Genomic DNA, 24,794 nt, shown 5'->3' with positions numbered 1-24,794 from the left:
TTGTTTGACACTTTAATGTATTCATAATCTCATTCTATGGCACAATCTCTCTTGAGCATGTCATAAACTATCAAGCGGGCAATAACGTCGATGGTGTCAAATAAATTCAAATTGGGTAAAAACTCGACAGAGTTATTCATTTCGCAAGACAACGCGCCGCTTTTTGCCAGCCAGCAGATACGAATGGCGGGGGTGACTCATGTGGCTGATGAATACCTTTGCTCTAGGAAGAACCCTGATCATCACACCTTGCTGTTTACCCTCTCAGGCAACGCTACGGTGGAAAGTGAAGGACAGACTATAAACCTCACCGCCTCTAGCATGGTGCTGCTCAAACACGATGTTGATTTTGTGTATTACAAAACGGACAACCACTGGGACTTTGTGTGGTTTATTCTCGAACCCACCTCTAACTGGGCAGGAATGAACTCGCTGCCGCTCTCTTTGGGGAAGGGCCACTACAACGATAACTTAAAGCACATGCTGCACTTGCTGACACTGGATGTGCCATTTGAAACCCGAAAGATCCTCAACCAAGACATCCATCGCTATATTCAAAAATCCATCATTCAATTCGATGCGCCAGATATGGAAGGGCAACTAGAGCGTCTGTTCCTAGAGGTTGATCAGCAGCTGCATTTCCCATGGACGACACAAGTCATGGCAAAGAAACTGCATATTTCAGAGCCCACCTTGCACCGTCTTTGTAAAAACATCTACCAGCAGAGCCCGAAGCAAAAGGTCATCGAACTCAGAATTAAACGCGCACAGTTCTTGCTACTCAATACGCACTGGCCCCTTGCGGTTATCACCGAGCAAGTGGGTTATAAAGATGGCTTTGGTTTATCTAAGATGTGTAAAAAGGTATTGGGCGTCAGCCCAGAAAGCCTAAGAAATAAGGCTGAGCAATAGCATCTAACACTGGTAAAATCGCACACAAGGCTTAGAATGCGGGTTCTATTCAACAGCTAACTAGAGCGATTTTTATGCTTCGTGATTACACCTTCGATTGCCTTGTCACCATGCCCCGCCACGAACTTGAAGAGTTTGGCGCACGAATGATCAGTAAAATGGTGCCAGAAGACGTGATGAGCGAGCTTTTCACTTTTGATCATGAAGAAGTGGATAGCGAAGAGCGCATGATGTCAGCACGCCTTGATGCAACCCTACGCATGACAGCAATTGCTCTTAGTGAAGTTCAGCAAGCCTTTGATGACTCAGAAAATGCCAAGCAAAACAGCGAAAGAATGACCCGTTTGGTACTGTGGCACTTCTACGCTATCTCCTTCAACCTAGAAGAAGCCATCACCCTAGAAACCCATTGCGAGCAGGTGGAAAAAATCTTAGTTAACCCGCCTCAAGATGCCTTCGGTTGGGTAAAAACACTGACAGAACTGCTGCATACCTACGCGAGTATTAATGCGGAGCAGAACCCTTAATAGAGACGGGGTTGCGAAGATCAATAAGGCATGGTGACTATTCCCATGCCTTAGAAAGGTGCACACCACCTGAAGATTGAGTTAAAAACCCCCAGCATCGGGACAAAATTAACTAACTGTATATATAGATTTATTTGTACAAACTAAACTTCTTCGTAATCTCACGCAGAACATCTGTATCACCAAACAAGCACACTCCTAGGTACTCCAGATCTGCTTCTTTCGTTTCCCTTGTTCTCTGTTGCTGCTCAACTGAGCCCCCTTCAATCATTGAACTAGTAAAATCGGTAAATTTGATATTGCGACTGATGGCTTCGTCTCTGACTTTTCGAAGCTTGTTGGAGTTATCTGCTTTTAAAACAATGAAAGGGTAATGCGATAAGTTAGGGTGCACATTGCCATCCATATCTTGATAATCAACATACTGACCTTCGCTATCTTCAAGCAGATTAGATAGGCCAACACTTAAGTGACCTAAGACGTTCAGTGATCTTCCTAGATCCATCTTTTTACTTAGAATTGCAACGTATCGCTTTTGGTTTTCATCTGGTAAAACTGACATAGAACCTTCTTATTAATTGGAGTCCGGAACTTCGAGTAACTAAGTACACACGGTGAAACTAAAGAGTAATTGAATTCCCTTCCCCACCGTCCACATGAATCACTTCGCCCGAGATATAGCTTGCACGCATTGATGAAACAAAGACGACGCTATCTGCGATTTCTTGCGGTGTTGCCAAACGCTTCATTGGTAGTGTATCTACTTTCTCAGCAAATCGCTCTGGGGCAGCTATACGAAACTTATCCCAACCGCCACCAGCAAATAACGTTGAGGCAGGCGCTATGATATTAAAGCGAATAGTCCCCGCATGTGCCTTTGATAAAGATTGAACATAATGGGTAACCGCAGCTTTCATTGCTCCGTAGGCATTCCCTTTACTCTCACTCACGGAAGCACTGGTGGAGCCTATAAATGTCACTGCTGAATTACTCCCTGTCATCGCCGGAATTACGCATTCGATATTACGCACTGATGCCAGCAAGTCGATATTAACAGACTGCTCCCAATCAGAAGACAGCGCACTGACGTTGGGAACAAATACATCAACCTGCCCAATATCCTCGACCCAAGCCTTGAAATCCTCAGCATGCGTAACGTCCAATTGCTTGGCATGCAGGTGGGAATATTCTTCAAGCTCACCCAAAAGAGTATCGATCTTTGTTTGGTCACGCCCGCAGAAATAGACATGCGCACCTTCTTCTAAAAAGGTCTTAACTATCGCAGCCCCAATACCAGAAGAGCCGCCAGTAACAACAACTTTCTTCCCATCTAATTCCAGATTTATAGCTCACCTCTCGTTCGAAATTCTATCCTTACAGAAGATGCGAAGGTTCACCATTGTCACAATCTTACATTCTATTGGTCGATGTTTTTCTAGCTTGCGGGAAGTCTCTTAGGTCGGCTATTAAGTTGATTTATTTCTGAGTATGTCGTGCCGAAGAGGAAGGTTGTTCTATGAAAGTATTGGACAAAAACGATTTACGGAAATTGCTCTAAGCTGTTTCTATCGGATTAGAAAAAGCACCTTATATCTTTAAGCGAGGTGATGTGGGACAAAGGTAGCGTCAAAAATTACCTATTGCCACCTAATATCCTGTTATATCGTTATTCCCTACGTTCATATAACACCAAGCACACCGGCAGCAAAAAGCTGCCGGTACTACTTATTGTTAGGTTAGGGGCAGCGGGCACTCCAATATACGGCAGGGACTTGTTTGTTTATACACTCTTCCCCCGAGTTCCCGCAACGTTGCGACCATGGAGAAACTGTATCAGAATGATGGAAAGTATTGCACGCATATACACTTGGGCTAGACTTCAGGCTGGCTAAAGAGGCAATACAGTCTGGGTCTAAATCTCAAAGATTAAAACACCTTGCATCATTAATTTCGTCTTCAACAGCAAATGTTGCCTCGGCCGCTATAAAACCACCTTCAACTACCCAATAGTATCCATCAGCCTTGGGTTGTATGCTTACTGGCCCACTGTTCGGTGGTGGTTGATTGCAGCTCCAACCATTGCCTAGTCCGTCATCATACCAAGTAGTTCTAGTTTGCTGAGTGAGAGTTCCAGTTGGAGGGGTATGACTCATCGAGGGACAACTAGATGGGTACTGGCCGAGGGCTGCAAAAGCTTCGCAAAAATGTTGATGGTTTAAAACTGCGTCTGTATTTTGAGAAATAGTATTTTGAGAACCGCAGTCGTCCGCATCCCACAGACCATCATTGTTTTTATCTTCGTCATCATCGTTGATGCGATTTCCATTTAAGTCCCAGCAATTAATCCCTGAGAGCCCCACAGTGCCATCAGAACCATTATCTCCATCAATGGGGCAACCCGTTAACAACATAGTTAACGCTAATGGCATCAGTAATTTTAAATTGTGTATTTTCATAACGACTCCTTGTCTTTGAAAATTGAACGCGTATAGCAAACTAGTTTCGCGCCTAAACTAAATCAATATAACTACTACTCATTATGAAATTCAACCAACATCAATTTCTTATGTGAACCTAAAGAGAATTTTAAAGAGAATTTTAAAGAGAATTTTAAAGAGAATTTTAAAGAGAATTTTAAAGAGAATTTTAAAGAGAATTTTAAAGAGAATACTATTAACAATCTTCACATAGCTCCCCAAGAATATGGCTTAAATCACATTTATCTATTCTCGAGCAATCTAGGAAACCGGTTTGGCAGTTCTGACAAGCTTTGGGGCAAAGGCGAGTACCGCGCTTGCGACACCTGGCTGCCACTCCAAATTGATCGCACAGCTAAAACACCCCACCACCATTGGTAATAACTATCAAATCTATAAGAACGATTGACTATACCTACCATTATTTTTCCAATAACATTCGGTTATTCAGGTTTAGGTGAGTTGGAGTGATGGACAATAAAGCATTAGTCGTTGAAGGTGGGGCCATGCGCGGTATTTTTGCGGCGGGTGTGTTGGACTCTTTTATGCAAGAAGAATATAACCCTTTTCAGTTCGCAATCGGAGCTTCTGCGGGTGCATCCAATCTACTTGGTTATTTAGCAAAGCAACCAAAGCGTAGTTACCAAATCATTACTGATCTCGGCACATCCAAAGACTTCTACAACCCTGCTCGGTTCGTGAAGGGTGGACACTTAACAGATGTGAAATGGCTTAGCGAAACCTCCTTGCAACAATACCCACTTCACCTTGAACAGTTACTCAGTAACATCCCCTTATATGCAGCTACAACCGATATCAACACTGGTGTGGCCAATTACTTTAAAGTCACACAAGACAACCTGCTCAATGTAATGGAAGCGACCACAGCATTACCTGTCGCCTATAGAGAGACACCTTGTTTTTCAGGTAGTTGCTTTACTGATGGCGCGGTAGCGGACTCTATTCCTGTCAAGGAAGCATATAGACGAGGAGCGCGTGACATCACGGTGATACTGTCTCACCCACTTAGCTACTCGATGCCAGAATCAAATAGCCACTGGCTAATGAAACGATTGCTGTCAGACAATCCTATGGTTGCTGAAACTCTAAAAACCAGAGCAAATCGATACAACCAAGCCTTAGACTTCATTCGCTTCCCACCAGCGGATGCCAAAATACGGGTTATTGCTCCACCAGAAGACTTTCCCGTTAAGCGCTTATCTCGTAAACATGCTGTACTCGAGTCAGGCTATCAAATGGGCGTCAATGCAGGAGCAGAGCACCTGGCAAACTTGAAAGGGATAAAGCGCTTTACTCCAGAAGAGTGCTCGGCGTGTTATGGATAAGCAAAGGAAACATCAGTGTATTCTGGGCAAAAGTGAGTGCCTTGTTAACTCGAATATGGACAATTTCATGTGACGAATGGGAGCAACATATCTCATCGTGAGTCATGCTGACTATTTGTTCATTTCTTTCGCATCTAGGTGCTCTTGGTATTTCTTAGAAACCCACTGGTGTAAATGTAGGCCTGTGTTTTTCTTTATCAAATACGCAATGAATGCCAAAACCAACATACCTATAACTGTACCCATGACACTCACCTATTTATAAAGAAAACTTCTTAAACAGTATCTTAAGTAGCCTATATGAATTGTGATATTAACTGCAGTTACAGTATTGTCTTAACGAAAGTCAGCGATTTAGATACAGATTTGTCTAGGTCTGGATGTTTGTAATCAATCAGCATAACAAAACGTGGGGACAGACATAGCCTTCTGGCTTTTTATCAAAACTCCCGATATAAAGCCTTAGACTCCCACTAAAACCTAATTAACTTTACCTTGCCGACCGCAATCGCAATTTACTTGTGTTCGTAACTGATTTGCTTATCTACGTTCTTTAGTTGGATCCCAACCTGATCAAACGCCTTTTGAATGGTTGTTGAGACATTCAGCTGCCCTTCTCCTGCTAAAAAGTTTGCTCTATCTTGATTTGTGTCGAATACACAGACAATTCTTAAGCTTTGGGGAAAAGAAGAGTAATTGACCGTATGAGTTACCCAAAGAAAACCATCATAGCCTTTCAACGTATCTTCACAAACTTCGGTTAACACCCTTCTAATTCTATTTTCGATCTTCTTATCTGTTTTACGCATGAAGCAAACTTCCTATTTAACACATCTGAAAAAAGATATTTCGGGCAACAACGTGCTAGCGATAATCGTGCTGGCACGTATCTGGGTACTTTTGAGTTCCAACAAAAAACAAAAGAGCAGATCAGCTCTTTTCGATAGATGGCTAAGGTGTTGATTTAGCCATCCAACATGACATTACACTTCAAGCGATACAAAACACACTCTTGCTATTCGTGTTCTTAAACCACTACACATTGACCACCTTGCTGTCACCATCGGCCTGATAACGTGCCCATAGTTCTGCTAGGTTCTCTTTATTAAGCTCTATTTCTCGTTCTTTTAAGAACTGCTCGTTATGCAACTTTGAATAAGAACGCTCAGCAAGATCACAACTAAAAGTGACAATCGTATTGCCCTTGCCCATTCTCGCAGCCGCGTATAACGCGCCAGCCACATTTAACGAAGAACTGCTCCCCAAAAGAATGCCATCTTGCTCTGCAACAATGCGCGATATCGTCACTAGATCCTGATCGGGTAAGGTGATTGCGTGATTGATTTTGGCCTGCTTGAAGTTTTCGACCAGTCTCATGATACCTATCCCTTCTGTGAACGAACTTCCATTAGATTGATAGGTGCCCTCTTTCAAGTAGGAATAAATGCCCGAACCATCTGGATCGACTATCCAAGTTTTAAAATTCGGCTGTTTTGAAGAAAGGTAATGCGAGTTTCCGGCAATGCTCCCTCCTGTGCCTACAACTGAAACTAAGGCATCGATATTGCCTTGCGTTTGTTCCCAGATTTCAGGCCCAGTGTGCAAATAGTGCGCTCGGTAATTACTCAGGTTTTCAAACTGATCGGCCCACCAGTAGTCCTCGTTCTCTGCACCTATTCGCTTCGCGGTATGATAAAAATGATTCTGATTAGCAAAAGGGCAAGGATCCACCAGTAACAATTCTGCACCGTGCAGCGCGATCATGCGCTCTTTTTCTTGCGCCTGTCCGCGAGGCATCACCACCAACATTTTGTATCCAAGAGATTTAGCCACCAGCGCAAGGCCAATGCCCGTATTACCCGCTGTGCCTTCGACTATGGTCATGCCAGGCTTGAGCTTGCCTGACTCTATGGCATCGGTAACGAGCTGAAGAGCGGCTCTGTCTTTGATCGATCCTCCCGGGTTTTGATGCTCACACTTAAGTAAAATGTTACAGCCAGAGATCTCGGAAAGGCTATTGATTCTGACAAGGTCAGTATGCCCAATGAGTTCACTGACATTATTTGCAATGGAGGAGATTGACATAATGGTTTCACTTATCTAATTGAATATTCGATTATTTGTCGACGGAATCATCGATTACCTAAGCGTAGCTCTAAGGGGTGCTTATTCAAGGTTATCCATGACACTGCGCAAACAATCTCAAGTTCATTTGTAATACAATTAAACAAATTCTAATGACAATAGTAATAACTATGAAATCAATTCTATGCTTTGGGGACTCTAATACTTGGGGTTGCTCGCCTGATTTACCACGCAGGTATAACACTGAAGAACGTTGGACTAAGCTGCTGCAGAAAAAGCTACCTGCTGGGTATGTGGTCATTGAAGAAGGCTTAAACAGTCGAACTACCGTGTTAGAAGACCCTTATGAGGCAGGGAAAAAAGGACTTGATTACCTTTTCCCATGTATCGAAAGTCACCATCCAGATCTTGTCGTGCTGATGCTTGGCACAAATGACTTAAAGTCTCGCTTCAATTTGACTGCCAGTGATATTTCTAAAGGTGCAGCACGACTTGTTCAATTGGTACAAAACTATCAACACGGTTTCATGGCGAAGCCACCTGAGGTCTTGCTGATATCACCCACTCATGTCCTTGAAGTAAACCCGCTTAAAGAGGGGTTTGAAAACGCTGAACCAAAATCAAAAGAGCTTGGCCACTATTTTAAGCTTCGCTCTGAAGAGCTTGGTTGCCATTTCTTTGATGCGGCAACCGAGATTCAACCTTGCCCGAAAGAGGGTATTCACTGGCAATTGGATCAACATGAAAAATTTGCCAATATACTGGCTAAGCGTATTCCTACCATTCTCTAAAGCACAGCTTGTGTGGTGTAGCTGTAGGTAGAACAAGGGATAGTAAACAAGCAAGCACTCGATAGGTGCTTGCTTCCATTCATCTAATGTCTAGTCCACTTCAACCATTTCTATGGTCTGCACTTTTTTCTTATCCAGCGGATAAAACGTAATTTCTCCCTTTGTAAAATCAATCTCTTTGAGGTCTATTTTACGCAAGGTGCGGTTGTTCATCGTATGGTAGTAATACTCTAGGGAGTGCGCATTCATGGCGGTTGTCCACTGAGTGGAGCCCTGTGTTCCATCTGTTGGCAATTGATCGGGTGCTTCAGTTGCGCCGAGTGGAATATTGAAGTTATCCAAAATACGAAATGACTCGTTGATTGCGCGCTCACTGTCTTCTAGCTCTACCACCGTGTTTCGCATTGCTACGGCGCGAACAAATCGCGATGGTGGGGTGAAGTCGCCAGGCAGACCCAACATACCCGAACCGACACCAATAGGGCTTAGGGTAATATTACCCACTTGCTTCGGTTCAACCGACTCTGGCTGCAGACCTACATAGTTGCGCAGATTGGTAAGATGCCAAGGGTAACTTGGGCTATTTGTCATTACGCCCACTTCATTGTCGTAGATGGCTAACTCACCATTAGTATATTCAATGACAATACTGCCACCCTTGCTATCGGTAACAAGAAAGTGAATCGGTGGTGCGATATTGCCAAATGAAGGGACTTTCACATCCGAGACTCGAATATTCGGCAATTCTGTTTTAATTTCTTCAACATTGGCTTTTGTTGTCAGTAACCATGCTGGCAGATCATAAGCAGCCAAAGTGATGTCACTTTGTTGACTCTCGTAATCTTGGAACTGAGCAAAACCTGGCATATATAGAACAGAAACGGCAAGACCCTCTTGGTTCATTCCGTCAATAAACACAGGTAAACCTACCGCATTGATGCCTACTGCGCCGTATTTGCTCTCCCAAGTAAGACCGTTAGTTCCTTCTGGGGTATTGCCTTTCATCATCACATTCTGTGGCACTTTGATGATTTCTGAGCGAAGATCAAACGCTCCCCACTCTTGCGTACGAGCCTGAATAATTGAACCATCATTGGCATTCAATGTGATTGCGGTACACGCAAGTACGCTCTGTGCTGGGATAGTAAAGGCAAGCATTGACGCTAACGCGAGTTTACGAAACGGAGTCTTCATAGGAACCTGTAATCTTGGTTAATTAAGCGAGATTAGTTACACCAGAAGGCAAAATCCTCGGTGTTAACGCCACTTTAGCATGCGCTATTTACTACTGAGCACTCACTCATGAATGACCAAAACCTACAAAATTCAGAGACTAAAATAAGAAGCCGTTCTAGATTTAATTATTATGGGAGCATCACAAAGACAACACAAATAAATACAAAGCCCTTTATAGGAGCATTATCTACAACCCCCAAATAGAAATATCAGCACAGTACCTATTCAATAAATAAGTAGCTTAATCATTAAAGAACTGTTTATTATAAGAAACCAGCCATACGCCGTACTGTTATGAGTCCAGTTAGATTATTTTCAACTCCCCGTTTCTTTTCTCGCGATGACCTGCATGCTTATCGAAGAGCTAAGCTGCTCAATTTTTGGTTGCTCATTGGTTTTCTATTTCTGGCAAGGTCAACCGCGCGAAACTTTATGTATATCGGCACCAGTTTAGAACTTACGGTTGGCATATTGTGGTGTGTACTTATTGCAGTGGCTTATTATCTGTTTAGGGTAAAGCATCGCCTTGATTTTCCTGCATGGGTAGGCTCGCTGTCTGTCGCTTGGATTGTTGGAGACCTGTCCTATCACAACCCTATCCTCGCCGCTCCACTGTTGTTGCTGGTGCCACTCATCTCTTTCTCTCTTATAGGCGTAAGCTCAGGCGTTGCATTGTCTGGTGTGTTCTCTGTTTTTATCATAGGCAACTTAATACTTAATCCTCCAGACGTAGGCTCTGCAACTCCAAATGCCTTTATTTACAACCATTTAATTGCCCTCATACTCGGAGGCGGAGCGGCTTGTTACTTAGAGTTGGGTAAGCAAAAAGTCATTAATACGCTCCATGACAGTGCCACAAAAGACGAGCTAACCAATTGCTGGAACAGATACGTCTTCTTGCAAAGCTTGGATACCGAGATATCAAACGCACTGCGCTTAAAAACTCCATTCACATTAGTCATTTATGACATAGACCACTTTAAAAAAATAAACGATAAGTACGGTCATACAACAGGAGATTTGGTACTCCAGGAATTTGTTGAGGTCATTAATAAGGGGATACGTAATACCGACATTTTAGCTCGGTGGGGTGGCGAAGAGTTTGTGTTGCTACTACCTAGAACAAAAATTAATGAAGCCTTAAATATATGCGAAAGAATAAGTGAGCAAATTAGAGCACACAACTTTTCAATTGATGACTCAGTAACGACCAGTGTTGGCTTAACCGCTTACGAAAATAATGTCCCTAGCAAAGAGCTCATTCAACGTGCTGATACAGCGCTGTATGAAGCGAAACACCAAGGTAGGGATTGTATTAAAGTGTGGAAGCCTGAGTTCGAAACTAACAAATAATCGTAAAGAACCTAACTTAATAGGTTCAAATAGACCTATCAATCACCCAGAGGTAGCGCGTAGCTGTTCTTCAACTCTTTCACTGAGATGTTGGACTGAATTGCGCTGACGCCTTTTACCCGCCTGATTGAACTAATACGCTCAAAGTACTCTTCCAAATCTTTGGCAAGCACTTGAACCATGTAGTCTGCTCCACCCGCAATACAGTGGCACATTGGGATCCAGTCGGTGACGGCTACAAACTCTTCAAACGGCTCGGTGTTTTCTACTTCGTGGTTCCCTAAGGTGACAAGGGTGAAACCAGCCACATGAAAACCCAGCTTTTTACGGTTCAACTTAGCCGCATAACCATCGATATAGCCGGTATCTTCCATGCGCTTCCACCGACGCCAGCAAGGGGTTTCACTAAGGTTAACCTTTTCGGCAAGCTTGCTATTACTCATGCGTCCGTCTTGTTGAATATGATCCAAGATGGCAACATCTGTGTCATCTAGCACTTCATTGGTGGATTCTTTCTTCTTCATGCCGTTTTTAGAAATATATTGCTCAAACTTATCTATATACTAGCGCATTTAGCAATTTAATTCCTAGTCAAATAGGTAGACTCTCCGCATCAAAACTTTATCAATTAGGAGTGAGAGGAATGAGCTCTCAGTTAATGCTGGCGTTCTTGCTGTTTTCAACATCTATCGCAATTACACCTGGGGCAGGAAATATCGCATTACTTGGGATATCAAGTCGTTATGGGTTTGCCGCGACTTTACCTTTTATATCTGGCAACGCGTTTGGCATTATCATCGTACTGGCAGGGTCTAGCGTCGGCTTAGTGGGCCTGTTTAGCCTCTACCCAGAGCTGTACACTATTTTAAAATACGCGGGTGCGGCTTACTTGTTGTTCATGGCGTGGTCTATTGCCAACCTTCAAATAGAAGAAAGCACCACGGACAAACGTTCAGGCTTTGTTTCCGGCGTATTGGTTCAAGTATTGAACCCTAAGGGTTGGATTGCTTCTTTAACCGTGTTCTCACAGTTCATCACCCCAAATGCGGACTACCTAATTCAAGTAGTGACCATCATTAGCGGCATGGTCATAACCGGTGTACCTTGCATGTTGGTGTGGGCATATTGCGGCACTATGCTTAAAAAGCTACTGCAATCACCCAAACAGATGATGATCGTGAACCGCTGTCTAGGAGGAAGCCTTGCGCTTGTAGTGGCTTTCATGCTTTATCAGCCAGCGTAAAATAAAGTAGATCGTTAACTTAGGCCTCCATTTTGGAGGCTTTGTTATTTGTCTACGACAAACGCTATGAATGCACCGCCAATGATTGAACAGAGTCTCTTATAACCAATGTTGGCTGCAGAACAAAATCAACACTGCAGGGCTTCTTGGAGAGTTTTTGTAAGATGAGCTGCACAGTTTCTGATGCCATTTCTTTAAGTGGGATATTGATTGTAGTAATGCCTGGGGTGATATATTGGTTAAAACTCCAATTATCAAATCCTAGTAATGAAACGTCCTCAGGTACTGACAAACCATGTTTGCGTAGGGTTTGCATCGCGCCAAAAGCCATCCTGTCATTTGAGGCAAATACAGCGGTAAACGGTTGTTTTCGTTTGAGTATCCGCTCCATCGCCTTGGCGCCGGAAGCTTCTAGATAGTCCCCTTCGCACACTAGGTCATTATTGTATTCTATGTTTGCCGATGTTAACGCGTCTTTATAACCTTGTAGTCTTGCTCTAGCACCTGCTTTGTTTTGTGGCCCAGAAATACAGGCTATTTGAGTATGCCCATTGTTGAGCAAATACTGCGTTGCAATCCGTCCACCCGAATGATGATCAATACTAATACAGCTCTCTGAAAGTTCTGGGACGTAATGATTCAAGATCACTAATGGGACACCTCGTTTCTCGATTTCCATTAGGTAGTCGTCATCGAGATCTAGATTGCACAGAATGATGGCATCTACTCTACGGCTCAAAAGGTATTCGACGGATTCTTTTTGCTTACTCGAATCATTTGAGCCTGAAGTGGCAATGATGTGATACCCAAACTGACGAAAGCATTCCTCGATTGATTGGAATATGCTGGCGTAAATTGGTCCACCTAGTTCAGGAACCACAATGCCGATGCCCCCATTGCGGTTAAGGCGTGGTGATAAGCGGGTAAAGCCTCGTTTATAATTGAGTTCTCTGATCGCTTTTTCAATTCTTAGTTTTTTGTCATGACATACATGGCTAGTGCCATTGATGACTCTTGATACTGTCGCAGCAGATACACCTGCACGCTCTGAAACGTCTCGAATTGTCGCCATAGAATGGTTACCTCTATTAAAGTAAAAATGCATCCATTGCTAAGGGCGCTTTAATCCTCTGTGATTAATATTGAAGTGAGAAATTCACTACTCGCGCAATTAAATCTTTTATTATAGATATTTAAATACTACATATTTGCTAATTAAAAAAGTTAATAATTGTAACGACAAACAACCACCTCATTAATTAATAATATCAATCAATTATTCAGTTTTAATATTAATAATTACAGTCAATAGGGCTAAGAAATAATATCTTAGCCCTATTGTTAAACAGTGGCTATTTACCACCAAGCTTCAAACATTGCGCCAACAGTTAAAGTGTCTTCATCTCTAACGTAGGTTGGATCGCTGTGGTTAATTGTGTACTCGTTATCAGAGTTACCCACAGTCGCGTAGAAGCGAAGCATTGGTCGCGCCGTGCCCATATCGCCAAATGAGATATTCTGCGACAGAGTCGTCTTCCAAGATGAGTTCGTGGCATCAATATCGTCAAACTCTACGACACTGTAACCCATCTCTAACCATGTAGAGTGGACATCATTCCAGGCATAGGTCGGGCGTACAATGAAGTTAGTATTTACGCGGTCTTCGACATCTTTGCCTTCCAGTGATTGGTAGGCTGCTAGGTATTCAACACCCCACTGGTCGTTAAATGAGTAACTACCATCAAAGCTAAACAACAGCGCTGTTTGGTCTTCGGCTAGATCAAAAACACTATCAAGGGCGTTGTTCGAGTAACGCACAATAAAGTTTTGGTCATACATTCCCACCTGACCAACAAGTTGGTAAGCACTGCTAGCAGCATCTACGCTACTTCTTGTTTTTTCAGAAATATTGGTCAAATCATCCTTCGATGTAAAACCATAGTTGGCGTAGAAACTAAAATCAGCTTCACCCAAAGAGATACCGTGCAACTTAGAGGTCACCGCATAGCGGCCGTTGTCTTCAACTGAAGCACCATCAACTTGGCCAACCACAGACATATCAAAGCTCACGCCGCCTAGGTCGAGGTTATAGAAACCACCACCTTGACCATCGTGCATCATCCAAAAGTAATCGTTTAGGTCTGTTGCAGGTCGTTGGTGGAAATCACGTCCAGCCCAAATATAGAGATCCTGCTGAGACTCAAACAGATTTGTAACACCGGCATAGAACTTTTTAAGGCCTACCGCATCGCCATCAGCATCACCTTGCCAGTGTTCAAGCATGACCTGTACATCCCAGATCGCCCCACCATCACTTTCAAAGAATTTACCAAACTGGAACTCTCCGCCATTGCCTTCGTTACCTAGACGACCTGTCGAGTTACCTGTGAGTGCGCCATCAGTGGTAACTCGTCCCGCATCATCTGCAGCATATTGCATGCCGTAACGAGCATAACCTGTAAAAACTACGCCTTCAGGAACTTCACTTTTGGAAGAGAGTATTAGTGGTTGTTGCTCATCTACATAGCTAGAGGTTTGTTGTTTAGATTCTAGCTCTGCCAAACGTTGTTTTAGTTCTTCCAGTTCAGTGTCCGCAAAAGAAGGTGCTGCAGCCAAAGTGGCAGCAACAGCTAAAGATACAGGTAATAGGTTAAATTGTTTCATTATTATTATTTCCCAATTTTTGAATGTGTTTTAGGACGGGAAAAATTATATGGAATGAAACGCGCGAAAATATTGAAGGCCTTCACAGCCCAATTTCTATTATTTGAGGTGAAAATTTAAAAAGAGCCTCACCCTAGGCTTACTAGGTGTTTAGCCATAAATATACAGAGGGAAAAACCTTATCTATAAGTTCACAACAAGACCTGTATCACCTTTTTATGTAACAGATAAACTTTATTTGCATCGCAAATTATGAAAGAAGTGATACTCATGAAACGTTTCATGGGACTTAAAGGGCTCGACCACTCTTTTACTCGACTATCATGTTGCAGCCATAGCACGAGATTTCCCCTAAGCCTCTAAGCACGTTGTGATGAACACAAACTTTTTGTTGCATGAACATTTCCCAAAACCTATCATTCATCGCTTTTTTCACTTCTATCAGTAGGATATTTAAATTGGATAACATCAACTTACTGCACCCTAGCGTTCAGAACATGGCTGTCATTGAAAACAATGAGCCAATGGTCTCAATAGCATTGCAGGGGGCTAAGTTGGTTTTAGACCATGATGTAGAGCTGGGATATGCGAACGAATTTATAGCGCGAAAAAGCGTAGTGGATAGATTAAAGCAAGCGTCACTTCTTCTTCCCGAAGGGCTCTATCTATTGGTAAAAGAGACCCATAGACCTAAGTCATTCCAGTCTTTTATTTATAATCGAAGACTAATTAAACTGTTCTGCCTGCAAGAACATAAGAACCTTTCATCTGCTCAGGTTCATAAGCTTACGTCTGAATATATAGCACCACCTAATGTCGCCGGTCATCCAACAGGTGGAGCCGTTGACGTGTCATTGATAGACAAAAATGGAGCTGAGATTGACCTTGGTTGCAAGTACGATGAGGATCCAACCGCATCTAGTGGCAAGTGTTACTCCTTCTTCGATGACCTACCACCGAATGTTCTAAAGAATCGAGAGATTTTATTTGGATGCATGGAGTCGGTGGGCTTTGTTAATTACCCATTTGAATGGTGGCACTGGTCTTATGGAGACAAGTACTGGGCCGCTATGAGTGAAGCACCACACGCTCTATTCTCTGCTGTAGATTTTGAGACATAGGCAGTATATTGATATTGTTCGCCCAAGCGCCTTTGCAAAAACACTCTGAACAAAGTGCGCTTCTCTTGGGAAGCACAGCACCTCTATCTCTAATACAAAATAGAAGCCTAACTTTTGAGTGTCAGGGGCAATAGTAAAGCCTAATTCGACTTGCTGATCATCAATGAAATGAACCGCTAAATTATCGTTATGCTGCCAAATGATACCTCAGCTTTATATCAAACTATCTTCAATAGTCTAGATCTGCCGAAAAACCAGTTCTGCGGAACCTAACATGTAAATTGAAGGTTTGCCTGTAGCTAGGAATTTCATTGGCATTGCAACCATCGAGCTTCATGTTGCAAATAAACGGTTGGCGTAGTGTTTTAAATCCGTAGCGATCGCCAAATTCTAGACATACAAAAAGGCGGGCCATTCACTTTGTACTTTCGTAAAAAGTGAATGACCCGCCTTAGTATTTAGATAGTTTTATTATTTGAATACGATTGAAGAGCCAACCATATCTTCGGTTAGTACCGTTAGGTTAGTTGCGCCCACTGTACCTACCGCTTTGATCAAGCCCTGCTCGTCACGCTCCATTGCTGGTTTTTCTGTAGAGATCCCTGCAGGAAGTGGCTCAAGCCCTTCAATCTGGCCGTAGAAGATGTTGTTCACATATTCAGAGCCAACCATTTGGAATTTCTCGCCTTCAAATTGTCTGAACGCGTTGGTACCTTCGTTTGCAGCAATTGATAAGTTGTTTTCAAATAATGTATCAACAGCTGGGAAGATAGTCTCAACACGAGCATCGTCAGTTAGGCTTACGCGGTGAACCGCATTACTAGCAAAGATGCCTTGCGTGTTATTCACTAAAGTATTGTTCTTAACAACGACATCTTTAGGCGTCCACTGCTTTTGTAGCGTTTTACCGTCTGTAGAGTCCTTGCTTAGTACTTCACCTTTAGTTACATCGATGATACCGGTATTAAGAACAAGCGCACCTCGGTATGTACCTTTGCCTAATGTTCCTTCGATGTAGTTGTTTTCAATGATATGGTTTTCATCATAGATTCGGATACCGCCAGAGTTTGGTGTATCGCCAGGTAAGATAACGTTGTTTGTTACGACGTTATTGTGGCCATGTCTTAGAGAGATCATTGAAGTACTGTTCTTAATAGTATTTCCGTCAAAGGTAATACCGCTCGCTTTCACTGAAATCAGTTCAATTTCACCAGAGCCATTTTTACCTACGTAGCCACTGATGTTGTCAAAGTAGTTGTTTCTTACGATGCTTTGAGAATCAAACAGAGAGTTGTGGCTATCACCTACTCGGATTGCTTGACGATCGTTACGGTTTGTTCTCACCATCTTAGGGTCAGAGTTTTCGATCAGTTCGATATCCAAAGCAGTTAAGTCTTTGAAGATGTTACCTTCAATCAATGTCTTTTCTAGCTTGTCTGAAGTTGCAACCACAAGCATAGCGCCACGCTTGTACTTACCTTCAAAGGTATTGTTGGTGATCTTGTTGTTCTCGCCGCCAACCGTTACCCATCGGATGTTAGGGTATTTGCCTTTCTCGTCTGCAACGTATTCGTAGTCATTGAACTTGTAGATAACAGAGTTGTTTAGCGTATTGTTTTTACCGAAGATCCCAAATACACCCATGATGTTTGCATCATGGCTTTCTGTGCTTAGTGTCGCGCCACCTTCAGTGAATACCAAGCTTTCAATTAGGTTGTTGTCACCCTTGATCACAAACTGAGTCGAACCATTAAAAATAACAGAACCTGGCTTTTCAGCTTTAATAGTCACGTTATTCGCAGTCAGCGTAACACTACCTAGGTCTTTATAACGACCTTCTTTGATGCTGATTACGTCGCCATCTTGAGCGTTAAGAATGCTTTCTCGTAGCTCTAAAACCTCTTGCATAGAAGCCATAGCAACGCCTTGGTCTACCATGATGAATGTAGACTGAGTAACTGGCACTGTACTTCCCTGATTTGAAGTACAACCCGCTAATAGTAGTGAACCTGCGATTAATAGAATTGGTGACTTTTTCATAAGTATCTCTTTGTAAGGTGTTTCCGTTGAGCGCGAGATTAGCAACATGTTGCATCTATAGAAACTCTCTATTGCCCAGAAATGTCTACTTACACCAACCTAATTTATCGATTTGTGGACACCGTCAAATAATTTAATAATACAAATAAACCTGAAGGGACATAGGCTTGAAAAAAGCTAAAGTTCAAGTTAGAAGAACCAGTTCTGCAATAGGGAATTGTGTAGTGCCAAGCAGGAAAAATCACACATAAGTAATTGATTTTAAATAATTTTAATCTTTAATAACCCGACTATTACGACTCAACATAGAATCAATTGTCACGGTCGAATGCATACCACGAACAATATTAACACCCCTCTAAATAGCTCTAATTGTAATATTTTATTTCGAAATCTAGGTATTTTCAGTATAGGTAGGATAGAAACGCTAATTGGTCGTGTTTTACTTATTGATGTGGCAATTGTGGCATGCGATGTGTCTATTCTCTCCCTTGCTTAAACAAACTCACGGCAAGAGTATTTGGCTAGACTTCATCCCAGTAGCATTTATCTTTATCGCCTGTACTACTGAATTTCTCCGCCAAAAAATCAATCACTACCCTCACCTTTGCAGCAAGATTATCGGTCTCAAGATAGAGAGCACCAATCACTTGCTGCTCTATACTGGTCGATACTTGATAATCTTTCATCACTGGTACTAATTTGCCGCTCTTTAACTCTTTACCAATCAACCAAGTGGGAAAGACCACAATACCACTGCCGTCCACCGCACTAGCCACTAAGGTTTCCGCATTATTGCCGTAGAGTGAGCCAGTAACCTCATATGGCTCTAATTTATCCTTACCGATAAACCAGCGCTGCAAACCATTGGTCCCCTTAAACACTAAGCAGTTGTGCTGTTTGAGCTCTTCCGGTGTGCTTGGTGCGCCATAAGACTTTAGATAGCTTGGACTTGCCGCCATCACATAGCATTGCTTCGCAAAACGCTTCATTCTCAGTGAGGAGTCTTGGGGGACACCGATTCGGATCATCAGATCAATCGCCTCTGCTGCGGGATCCACAAAGGCATCGGTCTGCTGGATTTCAACCTTAAGAAGTGGATAACGTTCTAGTAATTCGGTGAGGTATGGCGCTATATGAAGGCGTCCGAAGGCAACAGGAGCACTTATCTTTACTGTGCCGCGAGGGGTATTTGCCCGCTGCTCAATATGTTCAACGACACGTTCATACTGGTTAATGATTTCGGCACAGTGCTTATGAAATGCGATGCCTTCATCGGTCAGTGATATGGAGCGAGTATGACGGTGTAATAACTTTGTTCCGACTTTATCTTCTAGATGCGCCATTTTGCGAGACACCGAAGATGGCGTCATATCTTGCCGACGTGCCACTTCAGAAAAATTGCCAAACTGAGTGGTCATCAAGAACAATTTTATTTCCAATAAAGACACATCGTAATTCACAAAATTTCTCCTACCAGCAATAAACAAAGATTAAGTTCTAAACATAAAAAAAGGCAAGCTAATACTTAGCTTGCCTGAACCTTTATCTATTATGCAGCAAGAATATTCTCGGTAACGATAAAGTGCGCATCTTCGGCGAAAGACTGGAACTGGTCGACAATCTTTTGCATTTCTTCGGTTTGGATATCACTCAGAAATGCGTCCTCAGATTCAATATGTATTACCTCAAAATAATCCCATGGTGAGGGTTTATCTTGGCCAAACATGCTGATGCCTTTGAATACTTCGAACGATGACACGCTGCTGAGCTTGTTTACCGTGGGTAAATCGGACTCTTTGGCCCATTGCAGATACTGTGTTTCGTCTGTTGTCGCTTTTAGGTTAAAAAATACGATCAGTGTTTTAGCTGACATGCAGTGTTTCCTTGATAATTGTTGGCTTTGCTACAGGTGCATCCAACGCAGATTGTGTTTGTTGATTCGCTAAATAGATGCATAGCAAAGCGCATGCAATACACACCATGGCGGCTATGCGCCAGTAGTTCAGTTCAATTGGAGCATTACCGAGCCAGCCCTGAGTATCGATCACTAAACTCATGATCACCTGGCCCAAAATAGTTGCCACAGTTGCGATGGCAACACCAACCTTGGGCACCGCAGCAACCATAACGATCATATAAAAGATGCCAAAGAGTGCCCCTGCCAGTTGCCATTTAGGAACCGTCAACAGTGTGGCGTCATAGCTAGGTTCAAAGAAAAAGATCAATAAACCGGTTATGACAGTGCCCATACTAAATGTCAGTAGCGAGCTCTCAATCACACCCACTTTTGCACCAAGTTGCCCATTTATCGCCGCTTGAGCGCTAAGCGCCATACCTGACGCAATCGCCAGTAAAATAATTAAGGTCATTGCTGTCCCCCTAAGTAGACAAAACAAAGCGCAAGAAAAATAAACATCAAGCCAAGCACACGCAGTGGATTGGTTGCTTGCTTTGGCATAGAGAACCAACCGAAGTAATCGATGGCAAAACTCTTAGTGATTTGCCCAAACAAGACGCAGACCATCGTCATCGCCACACCTAAAATGGGTGTCGATAACGTAAGGATCACTACGTAAACGGGCCCTAGTAAGCCACCAATAAGCTGCCATTTTGGAATCGTATTCCAAGCCTTAAACTTTCCTTGCGGTGTAAAATGGCGGATCATCCACAGCAGCGCGGTACCAACACCAAAGATGCTCAACGTTGCCCATAGATGACCAACTTGCTCACCTAGAGGGCCTAACAGGCCTGCCTCGAAAGACAGCCCCATTCCCGCGATCACAATCAGAACAATAAAGATGATGTTCATCGTGGATCAAACAGCGCTACTGTTGAGTGATCGGCATAGGCTTTGCCGTTCGGATAAGAAACAAGCTCTAACTGCATCCCCCAAGGCGCCATAAAGTAGACCCAAGACTCGCCACCTGTGGGACCTTCGGTCATAGTTGTCGGTTCACCAAGGACTTGAATACCTTGCTCTCTTAGATACGATACTGCGGCATTCATATCCTCAACATAAAAAGCGAGGTGATGACCGCCAATGTCTGCGTTATTAGGCGCTGTTTTGTTGCGTTCTACCGTGTCTGCGTATTCAAAGATCTCTAAGTTAATCCCTTTTGCATTCATCACCGCTATCTTGGTGATCTCAGCGCGTGGATTAACATTTAGGTGATCTGTCATCCAATTATCATCTGAAGCGAATGGACCAAACTGGTACGCCAATTCAAACTCAAAGTGCTGTTGGAAAAAGGCAATCGCCTCATCCAGATTTGGAACCGTGAAGCCGATGTGGTCTGGTTTTTTTAAGCCTGGAATAGCCATTAGAAATCTCCTCGTTCGTGGCGAATCTTATTTAATGCACCCATAGTGGTCGCACCCTTATTGAAGCCGGTGTATGCCGATGCAAACACGATTAATTCTTCAAGCTCTGCATAGGTAGCGCCTTGCTTAAGCGCCATATCAACATGGGCTCCAAATGGATTACCTTCGCCCGTTACATTCAACGCCATTTGGTCAATGACGATGGTAATTAATGCTTTGGTTCTTTGGTCAATTAAAGGCATGCCCCATGCTTCTCCAGCAACGCGCACTGTCATATCGCCCCATACTGGATTGATTGATTTAAGCCCATCAATCAGTGCTTGATCATCCAGCACTGCATTTTCATATTTCTTAGTCATACTCGACACTCTCGTTAGTGAATCTTGTTCGCTGTAGCGGATGTCGGGCATTATAGAGAGCGAGGGATTTTGAAAAACTAGCAGAATGGAATAGGACTTATGCAGATCTTGCACAGGTGCTTGGAAAAGGGAAAAGTGAGAAAGGATAAAGAAGCGCGTGTAACTGACTGGGATTGGAGCTTAGTTGTGTTAGCGGGAGTGCGTCACTAGTAGATTTTAGGGCATTTCCTTATTGGATATTTTAGTCATCTAGTAGGTAGCGGATAATATGAGGTATGAAAGAACTAACTCAGAGGCCCAGTTGATACCACACGTGCTCAATGACATAGGCTATTGCTAAACCTCTAGCATCAAGCACCCATTACCGACGGAGCACCGCGATCCATCGCCCCAAGTTCAACAAGCTGGTCAGCGAGGCGGCGACATAGGTTAGCGCCGCCGCTTTGAGGATTTTTTCCGCATGCTCCAGATCACCATCGTGCAGGTAACCGCCTTCCTTCAGGATAGGCAGAGCCTTGCCATAACTGGCATCGAACTCAACCGGAAGAGTCAACAGGTGCACCAAGGTACTTAGTGCCATTGAAACAATACCAATCATTATCGTTATCGCTCCCGCTTGCGGCAGACGGGTTAGCATTAAGACAAGCGGGGCAGCCACCAGCATTATTCCGGCAATACGCTCGCCAACCATGGCAGTCTTTACGAGTTTCTGCCGCGCCAGGAACAAAGCCTCTCCACGAGAATCCTGAATGGCATGCCCCACTTCATGGGCGGCTACAGTCACTGCTGTCAGCGAATATCCTGAGTGGTTTTCCGGCGTCAGTCGCACAGCCTTAGCCACCGGGTCATAGTGATCACCTGCAGAGGTCTCCTCTACCACGACGTTACTCAAGCCGGAGCAATCCAGCAGATGGCGAGCAAGTTCACCCCCGCTTCCCTGCTTGCGGTAGCGATCAGCCGGCTGACTGTACTTTTGCATCACATGCTTGACCCACAGGCCCGGCAGGAAGACGCATATCGCGATTATGAGTAATAGGACTATCCAGAACATTTAAACAGTATGCCAAGAGAATTGTGTGACTACGATATATTATACGCATAGAAATGAGCAACAGATGCTTTCGATAATAGTCTGACTCGAGATGGACAGAAGCGTTTTATAAGCAATGTTTTACAGTGTCACAATCAGATTAGAATAGGTATCTTTACACTTTAAACGTTTTCGCACAGATCGCACGATTTAATTATATTGAACATTTCGTGCGACAAGTTATAATCTGATTATAGATCCAAACTTAGAGATTGATCATGCACACATTGACAGCAAATGATGCGAAACGTAATTTTGGCGAGTTACTTCTTAGTGCTCAACGTGAACCTGTCAAGATTAGCAAAAACAGCAAAGACGCTGTAGTTGTTATGTCTATTAAAGATTATGAAGAGCTAGAAGCCATGAAGGTTGATTACCTCAGGCATTGCTTTGAGTCTGCAAAGCAAGATTTAGCTCAAGGAAATGTCATTGATGGTGAAGATTTTTTTAGAGCTTTGTAACTATTTATGCCAAAGAGCAATTGCAAACTAAGCAGATTAGCACAGTCTCATTTGCAGAAAATCAAAAGCTATACTGTTAACAATTTTTCAGAAGCACAATGGCGAAATTATAAGGAAGTACTGCTTACCGGATTCCAGATGCTCGCTGATAACCCTGCTGTCGGTAGAAACTGTGACGATATCTACGCAAACGGATACTACTTCCCTGTTGGCAAACACACAGCATATTTTACCAAAGAAGATGGTTTCATTTTGGTAGTGGCTGTACTCAGTCAATCACAGTTGCCGCAAAACCATCTAAGATAGAAATCTCACTGGATAAAACGAAAAAAACGCCGATTGATTTGCATCATCGGCGTTTAGTGTGTGTTGATTCGCTTACTTCTTAGAGCCTGCGGCTTTATTTTTTACGATATTACGTAATCGAGCGCTTCTCTCAGCTGAACCCTGACTGGCATCAGAAGGGTTATTTGTACGGGTTTTACGGTTTTTGAATGCTGGTTTGCTGTGCATTTTCTGCAATAGAGCATCACGGCTTTTTGGCTCGTATCCTGCTTGCTCTACACGTCGGATAGTATGACCAATCAACGACTCGACTTGTTGCAACGTCAGTTCTTCTTCACGGCTGACAAAAGACACAGCATGACCTTTTTGGCCAGCTCGGCCTGTTCGGCCAATGCGGTGAACATAATCTTCTGCCAAAAATGGCATATCGAAATTCACTACGTGTGGAAGGCCTTTAATATCTAAGCCACGAGCAGCCACATCGGTTGCAATCATCACACGTGCCTTGCCTTCTTTAAACTCGTCAAGCGCTCTACGACGGGCACTTTGTGCTTTATCGCCGTGACATAGTACCGCTTTAATGCCGTCAAGTTTGAGTTCTTTCAATAACATGTTGGCCGTTTCTTTGTAGTTCACAAAGACTAATACCTGTTGCCAGTTCTTACGACCAATAAGTTCAGACAGCATTTCATTCTTTCTTTCTTGGTCCACTGGATAGACAACATGCGCGACAGTGTCTGCCGTCACGTTTTCTTGAGTGACGGAAACTTTTTTCGGTTGATTCAACATTTCCGCCGCTAGTTTGTTCATTTGCGGAGAGAACGTCGCCGAGAACAGCATCGTCTGTGGCTTGGTTGAAACACCAGACATAATGGTTTCAATTGATGAAATAAAGCCCATGTCTAACATACGGTCGGCTTCATCGAAAACCAAGAATTCAAGATTCTGTAGGGAAACATTTTTCTCATCCAGATGCTCAATTAAGCGACCTGGTGTTGCCACCAAAATGTCGATACCATTCTTTAGCTTTTGAACCTGAGATGACATTTTCACGCCACCATAAATGGCAGCAACACTCAATGATGTGTACTTGATATAATCTTCAATGCTTTGCGCAATCTGTGCAGCCAATTCACGAGTTGGTGCAAGAACCAGTGCTCGTGTTTGAAAGTGCTTAGTCACTTTGGTCTTGTCTAATAGCTGCTGAATAATTGGCAGAGCGAAAGCGGCAGTTTTACCTGTCCCTGTTTGAGCATTCGCTAAGATATCGTGCCCTTTACGAGCGAGAGGGATCGCTTTCTGCTGAACAGGAGTAAGTTTTTCGTAGCCGCACTCGGACAGTGCTTTCACAATTTCTGGAGAAAAATTCTGAGATGAAAATGACATTGTTGTGTTCCTAAATTAAGCGGCTACGACCACGTAAAGCATAACCAAAAATACGGTCGCAGATTGTAGAACAAACTGCATCGGAACGGCAGGC

The 24,794-nt window shown here is 43.3% G+C and carries 29 protein-coding genes; 10 read left to right on the top strand and 19 right to left on the bottom strand.

Features of this window, described 5'->3' with window-relative positions:
• Positions 1-90 precede the first annotated feature (90 nt).
• Both OCU35_RS13965 and OCU35_RS13960 read left to right on the top strand, forming a co-directional pair.
• Positions 91-912, top strand: coding sequence for a helix-turn-helix transcriptional regulator (locus OCU35_RS13965; protein WP_261826311.1), 822 nt, complete (start codon positions 91-93; stop codon positions 910-912).
• Between the two features lie 74 nt (positions 913-986).
• Positions 987-1,439, top strand: a complete 453-nt coding sequence (locus tag OCU35_RS13960; RefSeq protein WP_261826310.1) for an exoribonuclease R — start codon at positions 987-989, stop codon at positions 1,437-1,439.
• 130 nt (positions 1,440-1,569) lie between these two features.
• On the opposite strand, the gene OCU35_RS13955 is transcribed toward OCU35_RS13960, so the two are convergent.
• The 3 genes from OCU35_RS13955 to OCU35_RS13945 form a co-directional block, all read right to left on the bottom strand.
• On the bottom strand, positions 1,570-2,001 hold the full coding sequence (locus tag OCU35_RS13955; RefSeq protein ID WP_261826309.1) for a DUF2000 domain-containing protein: 432 nt from the start codon (positions 1,999-2,001) through the stop codon (positions 1,570-1,572).
• Positions 2,002-2,059: 58 nt separating this feature from the next.
• Positions 2,060-2,719 (bottom strand): SDR family NAD(P)-dependent oxidoreductase, encoded by a 660-nt coding sequence (locus tag OCU35_RS13950; RefSeq protein ID WP_261826573.1) that lies wholly within the window; start codon positions 2,717-2,719, stop codon positions 2,060-2,062.
• 639 nt (positions 2,720-3,358) lie between these two features.
• Positions 3,359-3,895 carry a hypothetical protein gene (locus tag OCU35_RS13945; RefSeq protein ID WP_261826308.1) on the bottom strand — a complete coding sequence of 179 codons (537 nt, stop codon included), beginning with the start codon at positions 3,893-3,895 and terminating at the stop codon, positions 3,359-3,361.
• Between the two features lie 295 nt (positions 3,896-4,190).
• On the opposite strand from OCU35_RS13945, the gene OCU35_RS13940 reads away from it, so the two are divergent.
• Together OCU35_RS13940 and OCU35_RS13935 are read left to right on the top strand one after the other, a co-directional pair.
• Positions 4,191-4,325: a hypothetical protein gene (locus tag OCU35_RS13940; RefSeq protein WP_261826307.1), complete on the top strand. Its 135-nt coding sequence runs from the start codon at positions 4,191-4,193 to the stop codon at positions 4,323-4,325.
• 61 nt (positions 4,326-4,386) lie between these two features.
• Entirely contained in the window at positions 4,387-5,262 is an 876-nt protein-coding gene (locus OCU35_RS13935) for a patatin-like phospholipase family protein (RefSeq protein WP_102429501.1), read from the top strand.
• A 111-nt stretch (positions 5,263-5,373) separates the two neighbouring features.
• On the opposite strand, the gene OCU35_RS13930 is transcribed toward OCU35_RS13935, so the two are convergent.
• The 3 genes from OCU35_RS13930 to OCU35_RS13920 all read right to left on the bottom strand — a co-directional run bounded on the left by OCU35_RS13930 (position 5,374) and on the right by OCU35_RS13920 (position 7,347).
• Positions 5,374-5,508 (bottom strand): hypothetical protein, encoded by a 135-nt coding sequence (locus OCU35_RS13930; protein WP_017031615.1) that lies wholly within the window; start codon positions 5,506-5,508, stop codon positions 5,374-5,376.
• A 269-nt stretch (positions 5,509-5,777) separates the two neighbouring features.
• Positions 5,778-6,071 carry a Fis family transcriptional regulator gene (locus OCU35_RS13925; protein WP_261826306.1) on the bottom strand — a complete coding sequence of 98 codons (294 nt, stop codon included), beginning with the start codon at positions 6,069-6,071 and terminating at the stop codon, positions 5,778-5,780.
• A gap of 226 nt (positions 6,072-6,297) precedes the next feature.
• Positions 6,298-7,347, bottom strand: coding sequence for a cysteine synthase A (locus OCU35_RS13920; RefSeq protein WP_261826305.1), 1,050 nt, complete (start codon positions 7,345-7,347; stop codon positions 6,298-6,300).
• 170 nt (positions 7,348-7,517) lie between these two features.
• On the opposite strand from OCU35_RS13920, the gene OCU35_RS13915 reads away from it, so the two are divergent.
• A complete protein-coding gene (locus OCU35_RS13915) occupies positions 7,518-8,138 on the top strand; it encodes an SGNH/GDSL hydrolase family protein (protein ID WP_102321800.1) in 621 nt (206 codons plus the stop codon).
• Between the two features lie 90 nt (positions 8,139-8,228).
• On the opposite strand, the gene OCU35_RS13910 is transcribed toward OCU35_RS13915, so the two are convergent.
• Complete coding sequence (locus tag OCU35_RS13910) at positions 8,229-9,332, bottom strand: choloylglycine hydrolase family protein (RefSeq protein ID WP_261826304.1); 1,104 nt, start codon at positions 9,330-9,332, stop codon at positions 8,229-8,231.
• 336 nt (positions 9,333-9,668) lie between these two features.
• Here OCU35_RS13910 and OCU35_RS13905 point away from each other — a divergent pair, with 336 nt between their 5' ends.
• Entirely contained in the window at positions 9,669-10,727 is a 1,059-nt protein-coding gene (locus tag OCU35_RS13905; protein ID WP_261826303.1) for a GGDEF domain-containing protein, read from the top strand.
• 38 nt (positions 10,728-10,765) lie between these two features.
• Here the strand turns inward: OCU35_RS13905 and OCU35_RS13900 are convergent, their stop codons facing one another.
• On the bottom strand, positions 10,766-11,251 hold the full coding sequence (locus tag OCU35_RS13900; RefSeq protein ID WP_261826302.1) for an Lrp/AsnC family transcriptional regulator: 486 nt from the start codon (positions 11,249-11,251) through the stop codon (positions 10,766-10,768).
• Positions 11,252-11,370: 119 nt separating this feature from the next.
• Between OCU35_RS13900 and OCU35_RS13895 the strand changes: the two genes are divergently transcribed.
• Positions 11,371-11,970: a LysE family translocator gene (locus OCU35_RS13895; protein ID WP_017031620.1), complete on the top strand. Its 600-nt coding sequence runs from the start codon at positions 11,371-11,373 to the stop codon at positions 11,968-11,970.
• A gap of 64 nt (positions 11,971-12,034) precedes the next feature.
• On the opposite strand, the gene OCU35_RS13890 is transcribed toward OCU35_RS13895, so the two are convergent.
• Together OCU35_RS13890 and OCU35_RS13885 are read right to left on the bottom strand one after the other, a co-directional pair.
• Positions 12,035-13,042 carry a LacI family DNA-binding transcriptional regulator gene (locus OCU35_RS13890; RefSeq protein ID WP_017031621.1) on the bottom strand — a complete coding sequence of 336 codons (1,008 nt, stop codon included), beginning with the start codon at positions 13,040-13,042 and terminating at the stop codon, positions 12,035-12,037.
• A gap of 284 nt (positions 13,043-13,326) precedes the next feature.
• The gene (locus tag OCU35_RS13885; RefSeq protein ID WP_261826301.1) at positions 13,327-14,634 is read right to left on the bottom strand and encodes a carbohydrate porin; all 1,308 of its coding nucleotides are present in this window, start codon (positions 14,632-14,634) and stop codon (positions 13,327-13,329) included.
• 458 nt (positions 14,635-15,092) lie between these two features.
• Here OCU35_RS13885 and OCU35_RS13880 point away from each other — a divergent pair, with 458 nt between their 5' ends.
• A complete protein-coding gene (locus OCU35_RS13880) occupies positions 15,093-15,755 on the top strand; it encodes a M15 family metallopeptidase (RefSeq protein ID WP_065599637.1) in 663 nt (220 codons plus the stop codon).
• A 471-nt stretch (positions 15,756-16,226) separates the two neighbouring features.
• Here OCU35_RS13880 and OCU35_RS13875 read toward each other — a convergent pair whose 3' ends face one another.
• The 8 genes from OCU35_RS13875 to OCU35_RS13840 form a co-directional block, all read right to left on the bottom strand.
• Positions 16,227-17,795, bottom strand: a complete 1,569-nt coding sequence (locus OCU35_RS13875; RefSeq protein WP_102329051.1) for a polysaccharide lyase 6 family protein — start codon at positions 17,793-17,795, stop codon at positions 16,227-16,229.
• 524 nt (positions 17,796-18,319) lie between these two features.
• A complete protein-coding gene (locus tag OCU35_RS13870; protein ID WP_261826300.1) occupies positions 18,320-19,258 on the bottom strand; it encodes a LysR family transcriptional regulator in 939 nt (312 codons plus the stop codon).
• 89 nt (positions 19,259-19,347) lie between these two features.
• On the bottom strand, positions 19,348-19,671 hold the full coding sequence (locus tag OCU35_RS13865; protein ID WP_261826299.1) for a hypothetical protein: 324 nt from the start codon (positions 19,669-19,671) through the stop codon (positions 19,348-19,350).
• A complete protein-coding gene (locus OCU35_RS13860; protein WP_261826298.1) occupies positions 19,661-20,167 on the bottom strand; it encodes a DMT family transporter in 507 nt (168 codons plus the stop codon). The genes OCU35_RS13865 and OCU35_RS13860 overlap by 11 nt, the downstream gene beginning before the upstream one ends.
• The gene (locus tag OCU35_RS13855) at positions 20,164-20,607 is read right to left on the bottom strand and encodes a DMT family transporter (protein WP_261826297.1); all 444 of its coding nucleotides are present in this window, start codon (positions 20,605-20,607) and stop codon (positions 20,164-20,166) included. Before OCU35_RS13855 ends, OCU35_RS13860 begins: the two co-directional genes overlap by 4 nt.
• Positions 20,604-21,119, bottom strand: a complete 516-nt coding sequence (locus OCU35_RS13850; RefSeq protein ID WP_102427612.1) for a VOC family protein — start codon at positions 21,117-21,119, stop codon at positions 20,604-20,606. The genes OCU35_RS13855 and OCU35_RS13850 overlap by 4 nt, the downstream gene beginning before the upstream one ends.
• Positions 21,119-21,478 carry a carboxymuconolactone decarboxylase family protein gene (locus tag OCU35_RS13845; protein ID WP_261826296.1) on the bottom strand — a complete coding sequence of 120 codons (360 nt, stop codon included), beginning with the start codon at positions 21,476-21,478 and terminating at the stop codon, positions 21,119-21,121. The genes OCU35_RS13850 and OCU35_RS13845 overlap by 1 nt, the downstream gene beginning before the upstream one ends.
• Positions 21,479-21,839: 361 nt before the next feature.
• Positions 21,840-22,529, bottom strand: coding sequence for a zinc metallopeptidase (locus tag OCU35_RS13840; RefSeq protein ID WP_261826295.1), 690 nt, complete (start codon positions 22,527-22,529; stop codon positions 21,840-21,842).
• 257 nt (positions 22,530-22,786) lie between these two features.
• Between OCU35_RS13840 and OCU35_RS13835 the strand changes: the two genes are divergently transcribed.
• Entirely contained in the window at positions 22,787-23,029 is a 243-nt protein-coding gene (locus tag OCU35_RS13835) for a type II toxin-antitoxin system Phd/YefM family antitoxin (RefSeq protein WP_102427610.1), read from the top strand.
• 6 nt (positions 23,030-23,035) lie between these two features.
• Positions 23,036-23,335, top strand: a complete 300-nt coding sequence (locus OCU35_RS13830; protein WP_261826294.1) for a type II toxin-antitoxin system RelE/ParE family toxin — start codon at positions 23,036-23,038, stop codon at positions 23,333-23,335.
• 72 nt (positions 23,336-23,407) lie between these two features.
• On the opposite strand, the gene OCU35_RS13825 is transcribed toward OCU35_RS13830, so the two are convergent.
• Positions 23,408-24,700, bottom strand: a complete 1,293-nt coding sequence (locus tag OCU35_RS13825; RefSeq protein ID WP_102443538.1) for a DEAD/DEAH box helicase — start codon at positions 24,698-24,700, stop codon at positions 23,408-23,410.
• Positions 24,701-24,794 lie beyond the last annotated feature (94 nt).

The organism is Vibrio breoganii, from assembly GCF_024346795.1.
In the GTDB taxonomy this organism is placed as follows: domain Bacteria; phylum Pseudomonadota; class Gammaproteobacteria; order Enterobacterales; family Vibrionaceae; genus Vibrio; species Vibrio breoganii.
The sequence above is the reverse complement of the archived record's forward strand: the minus strand, read 5'-3'. Positions and strand labels throughout refer to the sequence as shown.

Bases quoted from the DNA above. Each gene is read 5' to 3' on its own strand.
- OCU35_RS13830 (WP_261826294.1), top strand. From the start codon at position 23,036: ATGCCAAAGAGCAATTGCAAACTAAGCAGATTAGCACAGTCTCATTTG.
- OCU35_RS13955 (WP_261826309.1), bottom strand. From the start codon at position 2,001: ATGTCAGTTTTACCAGATGAAAACCAAAAGCGATACGTTGCAATTCTA.
- OCU35_RS13905 (WP_261826303.1), top strand. From the start codon at position 9,669: ATGAGTCCAGTTAGATTATTTTCAACTCCCCGTTTCTTTTCTCGCGAT.
- OCU35_RS13890 (WP_017031621.1), bottom strand. From the start codon at position 13,042: ATGGCGACAATTCGAGACGTTTCAGAGCGTGCAGGTGTATCTGCTGCG.
- OCU35_RS13835 (WP_102427610.1), top strand. From the start codon at position 22,787: ATGCACACATTGACAGCAAATGATGCGAAACGTAATTTTGGCGAGTTA.
- OCU35_RS13855 (WP_261826297.1), bottom strand. From the start codon at position 20,607: ATGAACATCATCTTTATTGTTCTGATTGTGATCGCGGGAATGGGGCTG.
- OCU35_RS13965 (WP_261826311.1), top strand. From the start codon at position 91: ATGGTGTCAAATAAATTCAAATTGGGTAAAAACTCGACAGAGTTATTC.
- OCU35_RS13845 (WP_261826296.1), bottom strand. From the start codon at position 21,478: ATGACTAAGAAATATGAAAATGCAGTGCTGGATGATCAAGCACTGATT.
- OCU35_RS13930 (WP_017031615.1), bottom strand. From the start codon at position 5,508: ATGGGTACAGTTATAGGTATGTTGGTTTTGGCATTCATTGCGTATTTG.
- OCU35_RS13825 (WP_102443538.1), bottom strand. From the start codon at position 24,700: ATGTCATTTTCATCTCAGAATTTTTCTCCAGAAATTGTGAAAGCACTG.
- OCU35_RS13910 (WP_261826304.1), bottom strand. From the start codon at position 9,332: ATGAAGACTCCGTTTCGTAAACTCGCGTTAGCGTCAATGCTTGCCTTT.
- OCU35_RS13865 (WP_261826299.1), bottom strand. From the start codon at position 19,671: ATGTCAGCTAAAACACTGATCGTATTTTTTAACCTAAAAGCGACAACA.
- OCU35_RS13935 (WP_102429501.1), top strand. From the start codon at position 4,387: ATGGACAATAAAGCATTAGTCGTTGAAGGTGGGGCCATGCGCGGTATT.
- OCU35_RS13925 (WP_261826306.1), bottom strand. From the start codon at position 6,071: ATGCGTAAAACAGATAAGAAGATCGAAAATAGAATTAGAAGGGTGTTA.
- OCU35_RS13860 (WP_261826298.1), bottom strand. From the start codon at position 20,167: ATGACCTTAATTATTTTACTGGCGATTGCGTCAGGTATGGCGCTTAGC.
- OCU35_RS13840 (WP_261826295.1), bottom strand. From the start codon at position 22,529: ATGTTCTGGATAGTCCTATTACTCATAATCGCGATATGCGTCTTCCTG.
- OCU35_RS13875 (WP_102329051.1), bottom strand. From the start codon at position 17,795: ATGAAAAAGTCACCAATTCTATTAATCGCAGGTTCACTACTATTAGCG.
- OCU35_RS13960 (WP_261826310.1), top strand. From the start codon at position 987: ATGCTTCGTGATTACACCTTCGATTGCCTTGTCACCATGCCCCGCCAC.
- OCU35_RS13920 (WP_261826305.1), bottom strand. From the start codon at position 7,347: ATGTCAATCTCCTCCATTGCAAATAATGTCAGTGAACTCATTGGGCAT.
- OCU35_RS13900 (WP_261826302.1), bottom strand. From the start codon at position 11,251: ATGAAGAAGAAAGAATCCACCAATGAAGTGCTAGATGACACAGATGTT.
- OCU35_RS13895 (WP_017031620.1), top strand. From the start codon at position 11,371: ATGAGCTCTCAGTTAATGCTGGCGTTCTTGCTGTTTTCAACATCTATC.
- OCU35_RS13915 (WP_102321800.1), top strand. From the start codon at position 7,518: ATGAAATCAATTCTATGCTTTGGGGACTCTAATACTTGGGGTTGCTCG.
- OCU35_RS13945 (WP_261826308.1), bottom strand. From the start codon at position 3,895: ATGAAAATACACAATTTAAAATTACTGATGCCATTAGCGTTAACTATG.
- OCU35_RS13885 (WP_261826301.1), bottom strand. From the start codon at position 14,634: ATGAAACAATTTAACCTATTACCTGTATCTTTAGCTGTTGCTGCCACT.
- OCU35_RS13850 (WP_102427612.1), bottom strand. From the start codon at position 21,119: ATGGCTATTCCAGGCTTAAAAAAACCAGACCACATCGGCTTCACGGTT.